We start from the raw sequence: 18,449 nt of genomic DNA on the forward strand, positions 1-18,449 counted from the left end.
CCGGACATGCGCGTCGGTGACGATCCGACGCGCGTTTCCCGCGCTTCGATGCGCGCAAAGACATGACGGGCGCGGGCATGACCGGCCGCTCCCGCCCACCAGCCCACAGTCAGGCTCCAGGCCCCCGGCGTCCTGACTGGCGCACGCTGGTCGGGACACCGTGGATAGAAAACCGATGAACACCGAAATCGATATCAGCGCACTCGGCGTGGACGGGGATGGCATTGCCCGCATGCCGGATGGCGAGCGCCTGTTCGTCCCCGGCGCCCTGGCCGGCGAACGCGTCAGCGTCCGGCAGGTCGATGCCCGCTCGGCCCATCTCCTGTCCGTGCTGCGCCCCAGCCCGGACCGGGTCGCGCCACCCTGCCCGCTGTTCGGCCAATGCGGCGGCTGTGCCATCCAGCATTTGTCCCTCCCCGCCGCACTGGACTGGAAGACCGAAACCCTCGTCCACGCCCTGGAACGGGCCGGCTTTGCCGATCCAATCGTCACCGCCCGATTCCAGAGCCCACCCGCCTCGCGCCGGCGCGTCGATCTGGCAATCCGCCGTCGGCCCGACGGCGTGGCGATTGGGCTGCACGCAAGGCGCGGCGACGTGGTCGACCTCACGACCTGCCCGATCCTCGCCCCCGCATTGTTCGCCCTGCTGCCCGCATTGCGTGACGTCGCCCGCTCGCTGGGCGCGTTGCGGCAGAGCGGCGATGTGCTGATCAACCTGCTCGATTCGGGGCCGGACCTGCTGCTGGCAACCGACGGACCGCTGGAGCCGAGCGACCGCGCCAAACTGGCGGAATTCGCGCGCAGCCAGCACATCCCCCGCATCGCCTGGCGCCGCGCCGGCACCACCGACACGCCGGAGACCGCCGCCCAGACCGGTCCGGTGCACCACCTCTTCTCGGGTGTCGCCGTCGCCCCGCCGCCCGGCGCCTTCCTCCAGCCCAGCAGCGCGGGCGAAGCCGCCATCATCGCGGCCGTCCTGGCCGCACTTCCGCGCAAGCTGGGCCGCCGTGACGCGATCATCGAACTCTATGCGGGCTGCGGAACCCTCTCCTTCGCACTCAGCGAGAAGGCCCGGGTCCTGGCCTTCGAAGGCCATCCCGACGCCGTCGCATCCCTGCGCCGCGCCACCAGCGGCACCCGTGTCGTGGCCGAGCAGCGCGACCTGAACCGCCAGCCGGTCATGGCCCGCCAGATCGCCGAGGCCGGCGCCATCGTCCTCGACCCGCCCTACATGGGCGCCGGCGCCCAGATGGCGCAGATCGTCGAAGGCCGGCCGGAACGGGTCGTCTATGTCAGTTGCAACCCCCAGGCCCTGTGCCGCGACGCCGCCGGGCTGAAGGCGGCCGGATACACGCTGGACGGCGTGACGATCATCGACCAGTTCCTGTGGTCGACCGAGGTCGAGGCCGTCTGTGTCTTCAGCACCCCACCTGCGCCACGCCGCCGGACGCGATAAATCCTGTCCGGAACAAGCGACGGGAGCCGCCCTTCCGGCCCCGCCTCGCGATCCGATAGAGATGAGGGCGCCCACGGAACGAGGATCGAGGAATGCGCTTCAGGTTCGGGCCGACCCTTCCCGCCTGGCTGTTCATGCTCTCGCCCGCATGGGCGGAAGATATCTCCGTTCGCGGTACGGTTCATCCCGTCGTGGTATCGAATCTGCGCCGCATGCAGGACACGATGGACGCCATCGCCCTGAGGGACGGCCAGCCGAGCGGCCTCCATCTCCATGTCGCGGCACGTCTGGAACCTGGGGACCGTCCCCCGGAAGACACCCGTCTCTTTCTCGACACGAAGCGCGGCCCTGTTTCCCAAAACCGGCAATGAACTCGTCCTGCCGCTCGACGAGGCCCTGGCGGCGGAAAATCCCAACGTCTTGGCAGCCCTGTCCCCGCAACAGGAAATCAGGTTCCAGGCGACGGCAAGCGTGGACCGGTTTCCGGCCACCCGCTTCACGGGCCGGGACGCGCGCGCCTGGCTATCGACGGCTTGACCGCCAGATTGGCCACAGGACCGGCTTTCTCCTGTCCGCCTTCGTCCCCGCCACGAAGAGCCTCACCGTCACGCTGCCCGCCCGATCGGAATTTTCCGTGACGGAAAACGAAAAGATATTCAGCCTGGTCCAGAATCAGGCCGACAGGCCCTATGCCTTCACCTTCCAGCCCCGCCTCTATCCCGCCGAAGCCGTATTCAGCAGCACAAAACCGATCTCGGGCATCGCGATGGCTTTTCCGGTTCCGCTCAATCCGTGGAAGCGAGCGGAATAAACGCCCATCCAGCCCCCCGGAACGGCGCGAACGGGGGCGTACGCGCCACTCGACCTGGCCAGCCGGCCGCACGCGGGCACGACGCTGACGGTCATGGCGGTGACGATGCGGGCCTGCGCGCATCTGGCAGGCCGGTTGAAGTCCGGACAGATCTGACGATCGGGGGCCCGCTCCCCCGATCGCCGCGATCCCCTCCGCAGGACCTTACGGAGCGAGAAGCCTCCGCACCGCCGGCTCGACCGCGATCATCAGCCCGGCAGGCGGCAAGGTCGCGCCGGCGGACGTGCCGGACACATCGGCGGAACCATTGATGGCGGCATCTTCCTGATCGAAAATCTCCTTCTCCGGCGCAGAGAGTATCCGCCTGCCATCCAGCGCCTTCAATCCCGCCCGGGCGATGACCGCGAGGTGACTGGACGTCACCAGGGCTTCGGACAGGCCACGCACATGCGCCACCGGGGCGAAGGCCGCATCATTGTCGCGCCAGACCGCAAGCTGCCGCCGAAGGGCCGGCGCCACACTGTGGTCTCCCGCCACATAGCGCGCCACCAGTATCGAAAACCGCTGCGCCTGTGCCGGATCGGGCGACGCGACTTCCCCGATTTCATCCAGCCTGTGGCCGTGGCGCCCCACATAGCGATTCATGTTGTAGTTGCGCAGCGGAACCGTGGCACTCGCCAGCACCATCACCGGATCGACCGTACCGGGCGAAAGCCGTGCCGCCATGCGCCACCTGTTCGCCTCGCCCTGCAATCCCGTGATCTGGAGTTCGGAATTCACCACGGCAAGGCGCCGATACATGTCGTCGACATCCCGCACGGCGGCTGGCGACCAGAACCGTTCGGCGATTGCGGCCGCACGCGGCCAGATCCGCGCATCGAGCATCTCGTCGGTTACAAGTTCCGCCCATAACGGCGCCTCGCCGCCAAGCACGTAGGATTTCTGCTGCTCGGTCAGGGGCGGCGGCGCGGGTTCCTTCAGGAAGGCGGCAACCAGGTCCGGCCGCGCGCCCTTCTGCAACATCCTGTCGGCCTGGGCACGGGTAATGCCGTTCGCGGCCGGATCGTACGGGTCGACCAGATAATGCTGGCCGGCCGGCTGGAGCAGATCGAGGTAATACCCGGCGGACACGATGACGGGATGACGGCCTTCGGTGGCGGAGGCAATGAATTTCGAACTGCGCCAGACATCGACCACCACGTCGGACGGAATGGCCGCCTCGCTGACCTCATCCCACCCGACCATGATCTTTCCCTGACCGGCCAGGATCTTCTGCACCTGCGCGGTAAAGGCCGCCTGCAACGCCTGCGGCGTCGCATAGCCATGGTCCTTCATCCAGGCCGCGATCTTCGGATTCTTCATCCATTCGCCGGGATCGACCTCGTCACCGCCGGAATGGAAATAGGCATCGGGAAACAGCCGGCCCATTTCGCCATAGAGCCGGCGCACAAGGCGCAGCGTCGCCGGCAGGGTCGGGTCGAGCGCGGCCGTATTCTTGTTCTTCGGCTCCGGATCGACCGGACTTTGCGCCGCCAGTTCGGGATGGGCCAGCAACAGGGCCAGCGCATGGCCCGGCACGTCGAATTCGGGCACGACCCGGATACCCCGATCCGCCGCATAAGCCACCAGGTCCCGGATCTGGCGCTGGGTGTAGTACTGGCCGTGCGATCCCTTCGCGGTCAGTTCGGGCAACACGCGGCTCTCCACCCGAAAGCCGGTTCCATCGCTGAGATGCAGGTGCAGGACGTTGAGTTTCAGCATCTCCATCGCGTCGATCTGGCGCTTGATGGTCTCGACCGACACGAAATGGCGCGACGTGTCGATCATGATCCCGCGCCAGGCGAAACGGGGATGATCGGCGATGGTCGCAAAATCGATCTTCGGCCCGTTTTCATCCCGCCCGATCAGTTGCGCGAGCGTCGCCAGACCGTGGACCACCCCATCGGGGCCGTCAGCCGTCAGCGTGACGCCGCCGGGGCCGACCTCCAGCCGGTAATCCTCCTTCGCCCGCGTCGTCAGCCAGCCCGCATCCTGTCCCGCCTCGATCCTCAGCGGAACCGGCGCCGAAGCCGGGTCGGCGGGCCGATCGGCCACGGGCATCACCCGTCCGGCCAGCGCATCGGCACGGCCCAGGAAGCGCCCGGCCGCCGCCCGCAGCATCGCGGAAGGCGGACGGCTCCACGACACGACGAAGCCGCCGGGCAGCGGAAGCGCCCCGCCGGGGAAGGCAACCGACGAAGGAAGCGGCATCAGCGCGGGCGCGGGAGCAGGCGCCACGGGCCCTGCCGCCGCCGGCAGCTCTCCCGGTTGCGTCGCGCAGGCCGAAAGCGCCATCGTCGCGGCAAGCAGCGAAGACCCGGCAAGAGCCGCGCGCGCGGTCGAAAACATCATGCTCATTTTCTCCTGGAACAATCCCCGGACGTCGGGGCAACGCGACCTGCACTGTCCAGCACACGGCGTATCGCCCTGACCGTCGCGGCATCGGTCGGCACCGGATTGTCGCCGAAACCGGCATGTCGCGCACCCTGCCCCCGTGGCGGATCGCCACTGCGACAGGAGCCGTGAATCTCTTTGACCCCGGTGGCCGCGACGAGTGCCGCGACCGAAACCGGCGAGACGCCGCCACCGGCCATGACGGCAATGCGTCCACCGGCCCGATCGGCCAGACGGCGCAGCCTCTCGCGCCCCTCCCAGGCGGTGGTCCCCCCGCCCGAGGTCAGGATGCGTTCGAACCCCAACCCCACCGCGACCTCCAGCGCCGCGTCCGGATCGACCGCCTGGTCGAAGGCGCGATGCAGCGTGGCACGGGACAGGCCGCAGGCGCGGGCATGGTCGAGCAGCCGGCGCAGCATGGCCTCGTCAAGCCGCCCATCCGCCAGACAAGCGCCCAGTACGATACCGGACAGGCCAGCCTGCGCCAGGGCGGCGATATCGCCGCGCATGACCGCCTCCTCGTCCGGAGAAAATACAAAATCGCCAGGACGGGGCCGGATCATCGCAAAGACCGGGCACGGTGCACGGGCGGCGATCGCCATCAGCCCCGCCGAAGGCGTCAGTCCGCCCAGCACCAGCGCGGCACAAAGCTCGACCCGGTCGGCACCGCCCGCCACGGCCGCCGCCAGGTCCTCGGCCCCATCGACGCAGACTTCCAGCAGGATGGGGCGCGCGTGCATCACGGCCCCGCCGATCGCGCCGACTGAATCGCGACGAGTTCCGGGTCATGCCGCATCTGCCATTCGATCGCATCGCGCTGGGCCAGGCCCGAAGCCGCCGCCGCGTCGAGCAGGACAAGGCAGTCCGGATGGAATTGCAGGGCGGACCCCGGCACCGCCGCGCTGACCGGCCCCTCGATCGCACGCGCCGCGATCGCGGCCTTGCGCGCACCGGTCACGACCATCAGCGTCCTGCGGGCCTCCAGGATCGTGCCCGTTCCCATCGTGATGGCCCGCGTCGGCACACGCGACGGGTCGCCGCCGAACATCCCGGCATTCTGCGCCAGGGTCGCCTGCGCCAGGGTGACGACACGGGTACGGCTGGCAAGCGACGACAAGGGCTCGTTGAAACCGATATGTCCGTTCTCGCCCAGGCCGAGAAGCTGCAGATCGATCCCGCCGGCCTGTGCGATACGCGCCTCGTATCCGGCGGCTTCGGCATCGGCATCGGCCGCCGCGCCATTGGGAACATGGCTCCGCTCCGGAGCAAGGTCGACATGCGCAAACAGGTGCGCATGCATATAATGACGATAGGATTGGGCATGACCGCCCGGCAGGCCGACATACTCGTCGAGATTGAAGGTGGTGACAGCACCGAAATCGACACCATCCGCACGGGCAGTCCCGACCAGCAGGCGGTAGATCGCCTCCATGGTCCGCCCTGTCGCCAGCCCCAGGACGGAATCCGGCCTGCCGCGCACCTGATCGGCCAGCAGCCGCGCCGCCAGTCCGGCAACATGGGCAGGATCGGGGCAGATGATGATCTTCACGGCGCTTCGCTCCTTCCCGTGGCCAGGGCCGGCCGTCGCATCCCCGCGCGCAGCGCGACGATCCATCCGCCGATGAAGACATAGGATGGAACGGCCAGCGCCATGAAGGAAGGCGTGGTGCCCAGCACCGGGACAAGATGCACGAAAACCTGCGGCAGCACCGCCCCGCCGGAATAGGCCATGACCAGGAACGACGTCGTCCGCCCCCCCTCGGGGCCACCCTCGGCAAGCACGATGGGAAAAAGCGCCGGCAGGATCATCGCATTAGCAAACCCCAGCAGCGCCACGCAGAAGACCGGCACCACGCCCGGAGCCACCATCGCCACCAGGCACAGCAGGATCCCGCCGACACAGGACAGCAGCATATAGCGTTCCTGGTCGACGACACGCGGCACGAGGACCATGCCGGCCAGATAGCCGGCCATCATCGCGGCGAGGGTCAATGCCGTCAGATATTTCGTCACGTCCAGCGACAGGCCGAAGGAACGGCCATAGAGCCCGATGGCGTCCCCGGCCATGACCTCCACCCCGACATACAGGAACATGGCAAGGGCCCCGGTCGCAAGCCATCCCGGCTGGGCCGCCGCCCCACGATCGCGGGTACGCGGCGCGGTGGTCTCCATGGCGATATCGGGCAGCCTGGCGCGCGCGGTAAAGACCGCCAGCAGCAGCAGCACGGCAGCCATGGCCGCATAGGGTGCGTGAACGGCGTGGGTAAAGGCCGCCAGCATCGCGTCGCGCGAAGGGCCGGGCGGCGTACGCGCGATATCGGCCGCCACGCCTCCGACATTCGGCATGACGATGACCGCGAACAGCGCGGGTGCCACGATCCCGGCGAATTTGTTGGCGACCCCCATGATCGCGATGCGCTGGGCGGCACGATCATGGCCCCCCAGCAGGCTGACATACGGATTGATCGTAATCTGCAGCAACGACAGCCCGGCCCCGATCACCGTCAGGCCGGCAAGCGCACCGGCATACCATCGCGCGTTGACGCATTCCCCGAACAGCGCGGTCCCCGCCGCCATCACCACCAGCGCGATGGACAGGCCCCGCCGCAGACCGATCCGCCGCGTCAGCGCCGTCGCCGGCAGCGGAAAGATGAAATAGGCGAGATAGAAACAGACGGGCACCAGAAACGCCGAGACATCATCCAGATTGAAAGCAACCTGGACGAACGTGATCAGCGGGCCGTTCAGCCAGGTCACGAAACCGATGCTGAAGAACAGGGTGGCCATGATCAGGATGGGGCGCCAGCCATAGGCCCCGGCGGGGCTGCGTGCCGCAAGGCTGGCCACCCACGACCGTCCATTGAATCCCCCGGCCGGTGAAGACACCGGCCGGGGCGAAAGATCGGGTCCGTCCTGCACCATCAGAACCCGGTGGACAGCGAAACCACGGCGGCAAACACGCCGCCGACATAATAGACCGGCGCGCCGCCCGTGGCGATTTGGCCGGTCGACGTGACGTGCGGATGGGCGTTCGCGGTGTAGCTGGAGCCGGAGAGATAGTGATTGTCGCCGAGATTGGTCAGGTTGAGCTGGATCTGCGGGTGCTTCATCGGCCCCAGCGCCTTCATCCGATAACCCAGCCCCAGGTTCGACGTAATGTAGGACGGCATTTTCTCATCATTCATGAAGGTCGTGTACTGGGTATCGACATAGCGCAGGTCGAAATTGCCGAAGAAGGTGCCGTCATCGTAATTCAGGCCGATGGTGCCGGTGAATTTCGGCGCCGCCACCGCGACCTTGCCTGCCGTCGGCAGCGAGCCCATCCCGGTGTTGAAATCATTGTCGAAGGTCGAATGCAGGAACTGGCCCGAGACATACGGGCTGAAATGATGCCAGCGCGCCAGCCCAAGTTCCGCCTGGATGCCGCGCGAGGTCTGGCCGCCGATATTGATCGGGGATGCAACCATCTGGTTGGTGCCGGGAATATAGCCCGTCGACGTTACCTGATGGTTGGTCATGTTGATGTTGAACAGCGACATCGAGAAATTATAAAGACCGCCCTGATGACGATAACCGATTTCCTCGCTGATCGAATATTCGGGCTTGAGGCTCTGCGGCTGCATCACCGCGTGTGACGAATTCGGGTCGAAGATCTGCGAATAGGCCTCGACCGAGGCCGGAGCCCGGAATGCCGTCGTCCCGTTGAGGAAGATCTGGTCGTGCGGCGTGATCTTGTAACTTGCCGAGAATTGCGGCAACGGTTCGAAGTAATTGCCCTGCATCTTGTACGGGTCCGCCCCGGGGATCAGGTTCGTTCCCTGACGCGAGACCATGGCGACGCGGAAGCCGGCGCTGAGGGTCAGCCTGTCGTTCAGCAGGCGCTGCGTATCGGCGATGAACAGCGTGTTGACCTGCTGCATGAAATTCAGATCGTACCCGGACAGGATATGCCCGTTCACGCGGATCGGCGTGCCCGACCAGCCGCTGCCATCGGCATTGACCGGCAGGAAATCCGACAGTTCCTCATGGGTGGTATAGGCGTACCACCAGCCGAAGGAGAACGTGTTGCTCTTGCTGATCCGCCAGTCGGCCGACATGTTCAGCCCACCCGTCTTCTGGTTCCACGGATCGCGACCCACGGTCAGGATGCTGCCATTGACGACGGTTCCGCCCGAAAGCTGGCCATATTGCTGCGTTCCGTAATACCCGCCGACCGCCGGAATGTTTTCGCCGCCCAGGGACGGACCGAACTGATGGACGTAGTAAGGCGTCACATGCAGCTTCAACCGGTCCGTCAGCGAGAAGTTCATCGGCATCACGAGAAGCTGCTGGTTCAGATTCTGGTTCGCCAGCTTGTAGTAACGCGCGTCGCCCGGAGTGAAATTCGGGTCGTAGGAGAATCCGACGCCATATTGCTTCCATTGCGCCATGGTGGGCGCCCGCCACGAGGTCGCTTCCTGACGGTTGTAGGAGAATATGGCGGCGATATTGTTGCCGTCCCCCCACTCCTTCACGAATTTGGTGTCGAGATGATAACGCATGAAACCACCGGGACCGCGCGCGCCATTATCGTAGCCGGTATGGGAGAAGGACAGGAACCCGCGCACGCCGGACTTACCGATGTCACCCGTATCGAACCGCAGGAATTCCTTGTTGAAACTATAGGAACCGCCGGCAAGATCGGCAAATCCGCCCATATGGTGCGACGGGTTGATCGCCGTCGCCGTGATCTGTCCGCCCACGGCGTTGTAGAACGGCGCGTTCAGGTCCGGCGCCCCCTGGGAAATCGTGACGGAACCAAGATTCTCGGTATCGACCAGCGTTGCCGTATAGGGCGCGTAATTGATCGGGTCCGCCAGCGGCGCGCCTTCGAACAGATAACCGAACTGGGTTTCGTTCAGGCCACGAACCTGGAGATGGTCCCCGGTGGTGCCGAACGGGTCCTGGCTGCTCACCGTCACGCCGGGAAGATCGGCGATCAGGGACGTGATGTTGGATGACGGCGACTGTTTGGCGATGAAATCGCGCGTGATGCCGCTCTGCGAACGCGGCGCGGATTGCGGCGGCATCAGCCCGCCGCCCGGCGTGCGATTGGTAATGCCCGTCGCCGCCACGGCATGGTTGGTGACCGAGATTTCTTCTGATGACCGGGTGAACTGCCCCAGGACGGACGAACTCAGATCATCGCCGCCGGAAGCCTGGTTCTGGACCGCCGGCGCGCTCGCCGTGGCCTTCCGGTCCTCGCCGATGGCCGTCTTTTTCGTCTGGGCGTGCGCGGCTGCCGCGACAAGGCCGGTCAGCGCAACGCAGGAGAGGGAAAGCTGGCGGAATGAGATGCGCATGGTGACAACTCCACGACCCGGCTGACGGTGAACAGTCTCTGTCATTGCTCTTCAGAAACAAGCTCGCAAACGGGTTTTTAATGCGCAACAGGAATTTAATTCGGGTGACTTAATTCGAACTTAAAACAAAGTGTTTTCGTTCTCCACCCGCAAAACTGTTGCGGGAATGACACAATCTCGCCGGCCACACAGGCCGTTCAAACGCCGTCCGGACCGAAAATGAAGTAGCGCGCCGCAAGGCTTGCGGCGCCGCAGGCAAAGCTGTCGGGCTCAAAATCCCGGAACTGGATCATACCCCGCGAAACCGGGCGCCGCAGGATGTGGGACTCGGTCTCGCGTTGCAGGGCATGGCCATAGATCCCGTCACGCAGGTTGGGGTCCAGCATCACCACGACATGGCTCGGATCGATCAGCTGGATCAGATGGGCGGTGGCAAGTCCCATCGAGGCGCCGGCATGATGCAGGATCGACAGCGCCTCGGGGTGCGCACCGGCCGCCAGCCGGGCCAATTCGGCGATCTCTCCGGGCAGCCCCGCCCGCCGAGCGGCATTGCCGATTGCCAGAAGCGAGGCCACGGTCTCCAGGCAGCCGCGATTGCCACAGCGACACGGCAGGGCATGGGCCATGTCCGTCACGATCGGCGCGTGCGACATTTCCCCCGCCCCACCGGCATAACCGCGCAGAAGCCGCCCATTGACGATGTTCGCGCAACCGATGCCGTTGCTGATAAAGATCACGCTGAAATCGGGGCTGCTTCGCAAGGCTCCGAACAATTGCTCGCCCAGGATCAGGGCATTCGCATCGTTCTCGATCCAGGTCGGCAGGCCGGTCCGCTTCGACAGCACCCCCCCGATATCGACATCGCGCCAGCCCAGGGCGGCACAGGCCAGGCAGGTCTGACGATCGTTGGCCACAAAACCCGGAAGAGCCATGCCAACGCCCGAAACCTTGGCCGACCGAAGCCCCTTCCGCAGGTGCGTGATCGCATCGCACAAGGACGACACGCATGTTTCCAGATCAGCATGACGCGGCAGCTCCATACGGTCGTGCACGGTTCCATGCAGGTCGGTCAGCACCACGATTGCCGGATCGTCCTGCAGGGAAATGCCGATGAACCACGCCGCTTCCGCCCGCACGGCAAGCGGCACCGAAGGCCGCCCGCTGCCGTGAACCGGCGTCTGCTCGCACAGGATTTCCTGCTTCAGCAGATCGCGCACCAGGCTGGACACGGCGGCCTTGCTCATGCCCAGGCGCAAGGCGAGTTCGCTCCGGCTCTCCGGTCCATTGCGACTGAGGCTGCTCAGAATCAGATAATGTCCGGTGGAGAACATGCTGAGAGGTCCCTGAAGGAATCGTCGGTCAATAGTTTATATTATGAACTATGTTGACGGAATAGGGAAATGTCTGTTTACAAAAAAGGGCCGATAAACAGGGTCGGGGTAGACGGGCCTGCCTGTCGTCCGGATGGGCAATCTGAGTGTGGAACCCTTCATGATTCTTTGCGCAGATATTGGTGGATCGTTCATCGATTTCGCGGTGGTTCACCCCGATGGACGGACCGAACACCGCCGCTCCGTTCCGACACCGCTCGATAACGCCCCCGCCTTCATCGGCGCACTTGTCGCGCTCTGCGCGCCCTGGCCCGACATGCCGCTGCACATCGCCATAGCGGGCGTGGAATGTCCCGATACCGGCATCATCCACGCGGCGAACATTCCCTGCCTGCAAGCCCTTCCGCTTGCCGCCCATCTCCACCGGGAAACCGGTCGCGCGGTCCGGATCGCCAATGATGCGGATTGTTTTGCACTGGCCGAGGCCCATTTCGGCATCGCCAAGGGGCATCGCAATGTCTTCGGCGTGATTCTCGGTACGGGAATCGGTGGCGGTTTCGTCCTCGATGGCCGGATCGTGCCAGGCCTGGGCGGCGTGACGGGCGAATGGGGGCATGCGCCGGTTGTCATCCCCCCTCCTGTCCCCCTTGATCAGGAGGCAGCCGAGACCCTGGTCCCGCTCTTTCGCTGCGGCTGCGGCATCTCGGGGTGCCTCGACACGATCGCGGGCGCCCGCGCGCTGGAACGGCTGCATCTCTGGGCGGGCGGCACGCCGCAGACCAGCCGGGCGATCTTCGAAGCCTGGCAGACAGGCGATCGCCAGGCCGGCAGGACGCTCGATATCTGGCTGTCTTATATGGGCGCCGGCCTGGCCCATGTGATCAACGTCACCGGCAGCACCATCGTCCCGGTCGCCGGCGGCCTGAGCAACGCCCACGCCCTGGTCGACGCGCTGGACGAGGCCGTCCGCGCCCGCATCCTGACCACCACGTCCGGCCCGCTTCTCAGGCGCGCTGCACTAGGAGCCGATGCCGGCCTGCTCGGCGCGGCCTGCCTCGGGCTGGATATCCGCGCGCAGGAGTGAAAGGGCGGTTCAGCCTCCCTCTCCGCTTTCCACCATTGTTTTCAGACCGTGCAGGACGATATCCCAGTTTTGCGCCGCATGGTCCGCCTGCTCTTCGGTCGCGCAATTGGACGTCGTCACCGTGATGTTCACCCGTCCATTCTCGTCGCCCAGGCGATATCGAATGACCAGACGCGCCTCGGGCAAATCCTCGGTGCCCGAAAAGCTCGACCAATAGCTGTAGGACAGACCGGCTCGGGGCTCGAAAGCCAGCACCGTACCGCGATCCTCATAGTGTTTGCCTTGATACTCCCCCCGGAAAATCATCGACGCGCCGATCTGCCAATCCGTCGTCAGCTTCGTCCCGAAGAAATAACGTTCAATCAAGGGCGGACTGGTCAGGGCATCCCAGACCATGGCAATAGGTGCATCAATCAGAATGTTGGCGGATTTTTCATACATCGCGCTATCCTCGAAACGAGACGCAAGGATAAGTTCGGCACCGAGCCATGGCTTGTAAAAACCCGACGGAATCGCCCCCTTCGCTGGATCGTGCCGTCCTGTCCATTCCTGCGAGCGTCAGGACCGGCAGAATTTCGCCGCCAGACGACCTGTCCCCGATGATCGAGCATTTCTGGTGGGTACAATGGTCGACCGAACAGGGACAGTCATCAGAGGTGCTGTCCTATCCCTCCGTTCATATCGTGTTCGAGAAACAGCACGCCGAAATCGTGGGAATCGTACGGAAAAAATTCACACGAAGACTTGAAGGAGACGGAGAAGTCTTCGGAATCAAATTCCGTCCCGCCATGTTCCGCCAATGCGACAGCACGTCCGCCTGCAAGCTGACGGATAGAACCCTCCCGCTGGATCTTGCCGTCTGGGATCGCGCACTCATCTCCCAATTGCTCCACGCTCCGTCGATACAGGAAAAAGCGCGTCTCGCGGAAATGGTCTTGCGTCTGGTCGCAAGGCCCGTCGACCGGCGCGCCCTCCAGATCCGCGATCTGGTCGAAGACGTTCGCACCAATCCGGACATGCGCTCGGTGGCCGACCTGGTCCTGAAATCAGGATGGACCGAGCGCGCGCTGCAACGACTTTTCCGCGACTATCTGGGGGTCAGTCCCAAATGGGTCCTGCGGCGCTTTCGGCTTCAGGAAGCGTCGGAATGCCTGGCGAAGGGTGCTGGCACGATCGCCTCGATCGCGGCGGAACTCGGCTATTTCGACCAGGCGCATTTTACGCGTGATTTCAAATCCGTCGTCGGTCTCTCGCCCCGTTGTTTTCTGAACAGAACAAAAGGCATAAAATAACGCACGTCACAATCCGGCAGAAAAACGCGGCCTCACACGTCAGACGTGAAAGCTCTCGCCGCAGCCACACCGCCCCTTCTCGTTCGGATTATTGAAGGTGAAGCCGGATTCGAGTTGCTTGACCTCATAATCCATCGTCGTGCCGATCAGGAACAGCGTCGCCTTGCGGTCGACCAGCACGGTCACGCCCTTGTCGGTCACGACCTCATCGCCCGGCCCGGCCGCCTCGACAAAGCTCATATCGTAGGCGTGGCCGGAACACCCCTTGGTCGAGACCGCAATCCGCAGCAACTGCCCGGCATGGGCCGTGGCATACAGCGCCCGCAGCCGATCGGCCGCGCGGTCGGACAGCGCCATCAGGGGCGGCAGCGCCCGCCGGGTCGGAGCGGACGATGCGGTCGTCGCATTGCTGGAAACAGTCATTGGCAATCTCCCAATCCCGGCGGGCATGGCATCCCGCCGCGACGTGTCAGAACATGTTCAGGCTCAGACGGGCATCGTCGCTCATGCGCGACATATCCCATGGCGGGTCCCAGACGATCTCGACCGTCGCCTCGGTCACGCCAGGGACGGCGCGAACCGCTTCCTGCACCTGAGCCGGCAGTTCCTGCGCGCTGGGACAGTTGGGGGCCGTCAGCGTCATTTCAATGCGCACCGTGCCGTCACGATGCAGGTCGATGGCGTAGATCAGGCCCAACTCATAGATATTCACCGGAATTTCCGGATCGTAGACCGAGGCGATGGCCGCGATCACGGCCTCCTCGTCGGGCACCGCCGCCGCACCGTCCGCCGCCGGCTCGCCGTCAGGCGTCCAACCTGCCACCGCAGGGCTGTCCCCAGCCGCAGGCGCGTCGAACGAGAAGGCATGCCCCTCCGCCCCGTTTCCGGTCTCTTCCATCGCGGCCATCCTGTCGGTCTGAACCATCATTCCCGCCTCATCCGTCCCTCGTCTCACCCACCGGCGTTCCCGCAGGCGCCTCGATCAATGCCGCCTCCAGCGCCGACCATGCCAGGGTCGCGCAGCGGATGCGCGACCGGTGCCGGTGCAGGGGCGCGAAGACCCTCAATTCCGGACAGGAATCGCCGTCCTGCCCGCTTTGCAGCAGGGCGGTAAAATCCCGCCCCATGGTCGCGGCCCCGATCCTGTCCTGCCCCGCCACCAGCCCGGCCATCATGTCGGCCGAGGCCAGGCAGATCGCACATCCTCGCGTCTGGTGACGAACCGTCCCGATCCGCCCGTCCGCATCCAGCCAGACCCCGATCCGCACCCGGTCGCCGCACATCGGGTTCGTGCCCTCGCCCCGGCCGGTCGCGCCTTCCAGCGGGCCGGCATGGACGGGCGCACGCGCCCGTTCGATCACCTGCCGCTGATAAAGCCCGTCCTGATCCATCGGCCCGCGCCCGCTCCCGTCTCAGACGAAGAAGCCGCGGATCTGCGTCAGCGTCGATGCCAGCGCATCCACCTCCTCGCGCGTCGTGTAGAGCGCAAAGCTGGCACGGGCGGTGGCGGACAGGCCCAGGCGCCGCATCAGCGGCTCCGCGCAATGATGGCCGGCCCGCACCGCGATCCCGTTGCGGTCCAGCAGGGTTGCGATGTCATGCGGATGCACATCGTCCATCGTGAACGAAATCACGCCCCCACGCTCCGCAGGCGCCCCCACGACGCGCAGGCCCGGCACCTCGGCCAGGCGCTGCAGCGCATAATCCACCAGCGCCGTCTCATGCGCCGCAATCGCATCGTACCCGATCGCTTCGATATAGCTGATGGCCGCCCCCAGCCCGATCGTCTCGATGATCGCCGGCGTGCCGGCCTCGAATTTATGCGGCACGGTAGCCCAGGTGGAGCGCTCGAAACTGACCGAGGAAATCATGTCCCCACCACCCAAGAACGGCGGCATCGCCTCCAGCAGTTCGCGCCGTCCCCACAGCACGCCGATCCCGGTGGGACCATACAGCTTGTGGCCGGTGAAGGTGTAGAAATCGGCGTCGATCGCCTGCACATCGACCCGCCGATGCACGACGAACTGGCTGCCGTCGAACAGCACGCGCGCCCCGGCCGCATGGGCGATATCGGCAATCCGCCGCGCCGGCGTCACGGTGCCCAGCACGTTCGACATGTGGGTAACGGCCACCAGCGCCACCTTGCCGTCCGCCACCAGCCGCTCCAGCGCGTCCAGTGCAATGTCGCCCTCATCGGTAATCGGCGCCACGCGCAGCTCTATACCCGTCCGGTCCCGCAGCATCTGCCACGGCACCAGATTGGCATGGTGCTCCATCTCCGAAATCACCACCGCCTGCCCCGGCCGCATCAGGCTGCCGAAGGAATGCGCGACCAGATTGATCGCCTCGGTGCTGTTGCGGGTAAAGATCACCTCTTCCCGCGCCGTAGCACCGATCAGCCCGGCCACCTGGTCACGCACCGCCTCATAGGCATCGGTGGTGCGCTCGCTCATCCAGTGCAGCCCGCGATGGATGTTGGCGTATTGCGTGCGCATGGTGTCGGCCATCGCATCGATCACCTGAACCGGCTTCTGCGCCGAGGCGGCACTGTCCAGAAAGACCAGCGGGCGCCCATGCACCGTCTCGCCCAGGATCGGGAAGTCGGCACGCCGGTCGCGCAGCGCGTCGATCGGGTCGGTCATCACGGAAGGCGAGACATCCATGTTACGCGTCCTTTCGGGTCCACCAGGTCTCGACCGCGCGGTTCAACACCGCCCGCAGGGCCTCGTCCCCCATCAGTTCGACCGCGTCGTGCAGGAACGCCTTGACCAGAATGGCCCGGGCCTCTTCCCCCGCCACGCCACGGCTGCGCAGATAGAACAGCTGGTCGGCATCCAGTGCCCCCACGGTCGCGCCATGGCTGCACCGCACGTCGTCGGCATAGATTTCCAGTTCCGGCTTCGCATCGATCTCGGCATGGTCCGACAGCAGCAGGGCCTGGTTCATCTGGTAGCCGTCGGTCTTCTGCGCAACACGCTCCACCAGGATCTTCCCCTGGAAGACGCCCCTGGCATGGCCCGCCAGCACGTTCTTCACCGTCTGGCGCGAATTGCACGACGGCGCGGCATGCGTGATCACGCTGGTCAGGTCGGCAATCTGCCGCCCGTCCAGCAACTGCGCACCGTTGACATGCACGATGCCACCCTCGGCATTCAGCCGCGCATGAACCTCGTGTCGCGCCAGGGCCGCGCCCAGCGTCAGGGTGAAACTGTCATAGGACGCATCGCCCCCGACCTCGGCATGGACCACCGCCAGATGCCGGGCAGCCGGGTCCTCGGTCTGCAGCTTGGCGTGGATCAGATGCCCGCCCTCGGCAACCGCAACATCCAGCACCGGATTGTTCAGATAGTCGCCGCGCCCGACCGACAGATCCAGCACCGACAGCCGCGCCCCGGCCCCCAGCACGATGCGATGCCTTGGATGAACCGACAGCGCCACGCCATCGGGCGCAACCACGACCGACAGCAGCATCATCCGCCCGGCATCGACGCCAGGTGCCACCGTCAGCGCCAGCCCGTCTTCAGCCAACAGGGCATTCAGCGCGCTGGCAACATCGTCATGCGCCGTCAGGTCCGCGCCGGCAGCAAACCGCGTGACCGACACCCCGTCCGGCAGGCGCGACAGGTCCGGCGCAAAACGCCCATTGACCATGACAGCACGCGGCAGATCGGCATCCGGATCATAAGCCCGCACGGTATCGGCCAGCAGCGCATCGACCACCACCCCGTCCGCCTGCGCCGACGCCCCGGCAAAGGGAATATCCGCCAGCGTCCGCAGCGAGGTATATTTCCACGCCTCGACACCCGTGCGCGGCAGGCCGGCCCGGCGCAGCAGGTCGGCCGCCTGCACGCGCGTGGCGTTCCCGTCCCCGCCCGTGTAGCGGTTCAGGAACGCGGCGGCGCTGACGCCGGCGGGAGCGATCGCGTTCACGCGGCCTCCGCCAGGAAACGGGCATAGCCCTGGGCCTCGAGCTGCTTGGCCAGTTCCGGCCCGCCGCTATGGATGATGCGCCCGCGCGCCATCACATGGATGCGGTCCGGCACGATGTAATCCAGCAGCCGCTGATGATGGGTAATGACCAGCGCCGAGAAATCCGGCGCGCGCAGCGAATTCACGCCCTCGGCCACGATGCGCAGCGCATCGATGTCCAGCCCGCTGTCGGTCTCGTCCAGAATGGCGAAGGAGGGGTTCAGCATGCGCATCTGCAGCACTTCGTTGCGCTTCTTCTCACCGCCCGAAAAGCCGACATTCACATTGCGCTTCAGCATGTCGTCGGACATCGACAGATGCTTCGTCTCCTGCCGCACCGCCTTCAGGAAGGCCACCGCGTCCAGTTCGTCCTGCCCGCGGGCGCGGCGCACCGCGTTCACGGCCGTACGCAGGAAATTCGCATTATTGACGCCCGGCAGTTCGACCGGCGCCTGAAAGGCCAGGAACAGGCCCAGCGCCGCGCGCTCTTCCGGCTCCAGCGCCAGCAGGTCCTGACCCTTGAAGGTCGCGCTGCCCGCCGTCACCTCATAATCCTCGCGCCCGGCCAGCACATAGGAGAGCGTGGACTTGCCCGACCCGTTCGGGCCCATGATGGCATGGACCTCGCCGGCCGGGATCTCCAGATCGACGCCGCGCAGGATTTCCTTGTCCGCGCCGTTATCCGAAATCTTGGCGCACAGGCCGGCAATCCGCAAAAACTCGTTGCTCAC

The 18,449-nt window shown here is 65.5% G+C and carries 18 protein-coding genes; 5 read left to right on the plus strand and 13 right to left on the minus strand.

Annotated elements, in window-relative coordinates:
* The first annotated feature begins 175 nt into the window (after positions 1–175).
* The 3 genes from HLH29_RS00700 (at position 176) to HLH29_RS00710 (ending at position 2,267) form a co-directional block, all read left to right on the plus strand.
* Positions 176–1,456, plus strand: a complete 1,281-nt coding sequence (locus tag HLH29_RS00700) for a class I SAM-dependent RNA methyltransferase (protein WP_182964084.1) — start codon at positions 176–178, stop codon at positions 1,454–1,456.
* 273 nt (positions 1,457–1,729) lie between these two features.
* Positions 1,730–1,993: a hypothetical protein gene (locus tag HLH29_RS00705; protein WP_182964085.1), complete on the plus strand. Its 264-nt coding sequence runs from the start codon at positions 1,730–1,732 to the stop codon at positions 1,991–1,993.
* 97 nt (positions 1,994–2,090) lie between these two features.
* Positions 2,091–2,267 carry a hypothetical protein gene (locus HLH29_RS00710; protein ID WP_182964086.1) on the plus strand — a complete coding sequence of 59 codons (177 nt, stop codon included), beginning with the start codon at positions 2,091–2,093 and terminating at the stop codon, positions 2,265–2,267.
* Positions 2,268–2,471: 204 nt separating this feature from the next.
* Here HLH29_RS00710 and HLH29_RS00715 read toward each other — a convergent pair whose 3' ends face one another.
* The 6 genes from HLH29_RS00715 to HLH29_RS00740 form a co-directional block, all read right to left on the minus strand.
* Positions 2,472–4,658 (minus strand): beta-N-acetylhexosaminidase, encoded by a 2,187-nt coding sequence (locus tag HLH29_RS00715; protein WP_246373537.1) that lies wholly within the window; start codon positions 4,656–4,658, stop codon positions 2,472–2,474.
* A gap of 2 nt (positions 4,659–4,660) precedes the next feature.
* The gene (locus HLH29_RS00720; protein ID WP_182964087.1) at positions 4,661–5,440 is read right to left on the minus strand and encodes a copper homeostasis protein CutC; all 780 of its coding nucleotides are present in this window, start codon (positions 5,438–5,440) and stop codon (positions 4,661–4,663) included.
* On the minus strand, positions 5,440–6,249 hold the full coding sequence (gene nagB / locus HLH29_RS00725) for a glucosamine-6-phosphate deaminase (protein WP_338030143.1): 810 nt from the start codon (positions 6,247–6,249) through the stop codon (positions 5,440–5,442). Before nagB ends, HLH29_RS00720 begins: the two co-directional genes overlap by 1 nt.
* Positions 6,246–7,547, minus strand: coding sequence for a glucose/galactose MFS transporter (gluP, locus tag HLH29_RS00730; protein ID WP_408871928.1), 1,302 nt, complete (start codon positions 7,545–7,547; stop codon positions 6,246–6,248). The genes nagB and gluP overlap by 4 nt, the downstream gene beginning before the upstream one ends.
* Before the next feature lie 74 nt (positions 7,548–7,621).
* Positions 7,622–10,042: a TonB-dependent receptor gene (locus tag HLH29_RS00735; RefSeq protein WP_182964090.1), complete on the minus strand. Its 2,421-nt coding sequence runs from the start codon at positions 10,040–10,042 to the stop codon at positions 7,622–7,624.
* Positions 10,043–10,239: 197 nt separating this feature from the next.
* Positions 10,240–11,373, minus strand: coding sequence for an ROK family transcriptional regulator (locus HLH29_RS00740; protein ID WP_182964091.1), 1,134 nt, complete (start codon positions 11,371–11,373; stop codon positions 10,240–10,242).
* 160 nt (positions 11,374–11,533) lie between these two features.
* On the opposite strand from HLH29_RS00740, the gene HLH29_RS00745 reads away from it, so the two are divergent.
* Positions 11,534–12,457: an ROK family protein gene (locus tag HLH29_RS00745; protein WP_182964092.1), complete on the plus strand. Its 924-nt coding sequence runs from the start codon at positions 11,534–11,536 to the stop codon at positions 12,455–12,457.
* A gap of 9 nt (positions 12,458–12,466) precedes the next feature.
* Here the strand turns inward: HLH29_RS00745 and HLH29_RS00750 are convergent, their stop codons facing one another.
* Positions 12,467–12,898, minus strand: a complete 432-nt coding sequence (locus HLH29_RS00750; RefSeq protein WP_182964093.1) for an SRPBCC family protein — start codon at positions 12,896–12,898, stop codon at positions 12,467–12,469.
* Positions 12,899–12,945: 47 nt separating this feature from the next.
* Here HLH29_RS00750 and HLH29_RS00755 point away from each other — a divergent pair, with 47 nt between their 5' ends.
* Complete coding sequence (locus tag HLH29_RS00755) at positions 12,946–13,749, plus strand: helix-turn-helix domain-containing protein (RefSeq protein ID WP_338030144.1); 804 nt, start codon at positions 12,946–12,948, stop codon at positions 13,747–13,749.
* A 39-nt stretch (positions 13,750–13,788) separates the two neighbouring features.
* On the opposite strand, the gene HLH29_RS00760 is transcribed toward HLH29_RS00755, so the two are convergent.
* Genes HLH29_RS00760 through sufC form a run of 6 tightly spaced genes read right to left on the minus strand, consistent with a single transcriptional unit; the run spans position 13,789 to position 18,449 of the window.
* Positions 13,789–14,172 (minus strand): HesB/IscA family protein, encoded by a 384-nt coding sequence (locus HLH29_RS00760; RefSeq protein ID WP_182964095.1) that lies wholly within the window; start codon positions 14,170–14,172, stop codon positions 13,789–13,791.
* Positions 14,173–14,218: 46 nt separating this feature from the next.
* Positions 14,219–14,656 (minus strand): SUF system Fe-S cluster assembly protein, encoded by a 438-nt coding sequence (locus HLH29_RS00765; protein ID WP_408871931.1) that lies wholly within the window; start codon positions 14,654–14,656, stop codon positions 14,219–14,221.
* Positions 14,657–14,684: 28 nt separating this feature from the next.
* Positions 14,685–15,140 (minus strand): Fe-S cluster assembly sulfur transfer protein SufU, encoded by a 456-nt coding sequence (gene sufU / locus HLH29_RS00770; protein WP_182964097.1) that lies wholly within the window; start codon positions 15,138–15,140, stop codon positions 14,685–14,687.
* Between the two features lie 21 nt (positions 15,141–15,161).
* Complete coding sequence (locus tag HLH29_RS00775; RefSeq protein WP_182964098.1) at positions 15,162–16,412, minus strand: cysteine desulfurase; 1,251 nt, start codon at positions 16,410–16,412, stop codon at positions 15,162–15,164.
* Position 16,413: 1 nt separating this feature from the next.
* Positions 16,414–17,679: a Fe-S cluster assembly protein SufD gene (gene sufD, locus HLH29_RS00780; protein WP_182964099.1), complete on the minus strand. Its 1,266-nt coding sequence runs from the start codon at positions 17,677–17,679 to the stop codon at positions 16,414–16,416.
* Positions 17,676–18,449, minus strand: coding sequence for a Fe-S cluster assembly ATPase SufC (gene sufC, locus HLH29_RS00785; RefSeq protein ID WP_456305424.1), 774 nt, complete (start codon positions 18,447–18,449; stop codon positions 17,676–17,678). Before sufC ends, sufD begins: the two co-directional genes overlap by 4 nt.

Source organism: Gluconacetobacter tumulicola, from assembly GCF_014174215.1.
Classification (GTDB): Bacteria; Pseudomonadota; Alphaproteobacteria; order Acetobacterales; family Acetobacteraceae; genus Gluconacetobacter; species Gluconacetobacter tumulicola.

Excerpts from the sequence above, each read along its gene's own strand:
- HLH29_RS00775 (WP_182964098.1), bottom strand. The coding sequence starts at position 16,412 with ATGGATGTCTCGCCTTCCGTGATGACCGACCCGATCGACGCGCTGCGC.
- HLH29_RS00700 (WP_182964084.1), top strand. The coding sequence starts at position 176 with ATGAACACCGAAATCGATATCAGCGCACTCGGCGTGGACGGGGATGGC.
- HLH29_RS00750 (WP_182964093.1), bottom strand. The coding sequence starts at position 12,898 with ATGTATGAAAAATCCGCCAACATTCTGATTGATGCACCTATTGCCATG.
- HLH29_RS00715 (WP_246373537.1), bottom strand. The coding sequence starts at position 4,658 with ATGATGTTTTCGACCGCGCGCGCGGCTCTTGCCGGGTCTTCGCTGCTT.
- HLH29_RS00765 (WP_408871931.1), bottom strand. The coding sequence starts at position 14,656 with ATGGCCGCGATGGAAGAGACCGGAAACGGGGCGGAGGGGCATGCCTTC.
- HLH29_RS00755 (WP_338030144.1), top strand. The coding sequence starts at position 12,946 with ATGGCTTGTAAAAACCCGACGGAATCGCCCCCTTCGCTGGATCGTGCC.
- HLH29_RS00735 (WP_182964090.1), bottom strand. The coding sequence starts at position 10,042 with ATGCGCATCTCATTCCGCCAGCTTTCCCTCTCCTGCGTTGCGCTGACC.
- HLH29_RS00720 (WP_182964087.1), bottom strand. The coding sequence starts at position 5,440 with ATGCACGCGCGCCCCATCCTGCTGGAAGTCTGCGTCGATGGGGCCGAG.
- HLH29_RS00760 (WP_182964095.1), bottom strand. The coding sequence starts at position 14,172 with ATGACTGTTTCCAGCAATGCGACGACCGCATCGTCCGCTCCGACCCGG.
- HLH29_RS00745 (WP_182964092.1), top strand. The coding sequence starts at position 11,534 with ATGATTCTTTGCGCAGATATTGGTGGATCGTTCATCGATTTCGCGGTG.
- HLH29_RS00740 (WP_182964091.1), bottom strand. The coding sequence starts at position 11,373 with ATGTTCTCCACCGGACATTATCTGATTCTGAGCAGCCTCAGTCGCAAT.
- HLH29_RS00705 (WP_182964085.1), top strand. The coding sequence starts at position 1,730 with ATGTCGCGGCACGTCTGGAACCTGGGGACCGTCCCCCGGAAGACACCC.
- sufU (WP_182964097.1), bottom strand. The coding sequence starts at position 15,140 with ATGGATCAGGACGGGCTTTATCAGCGGCAGGTGATCGAACGGGCGCGT.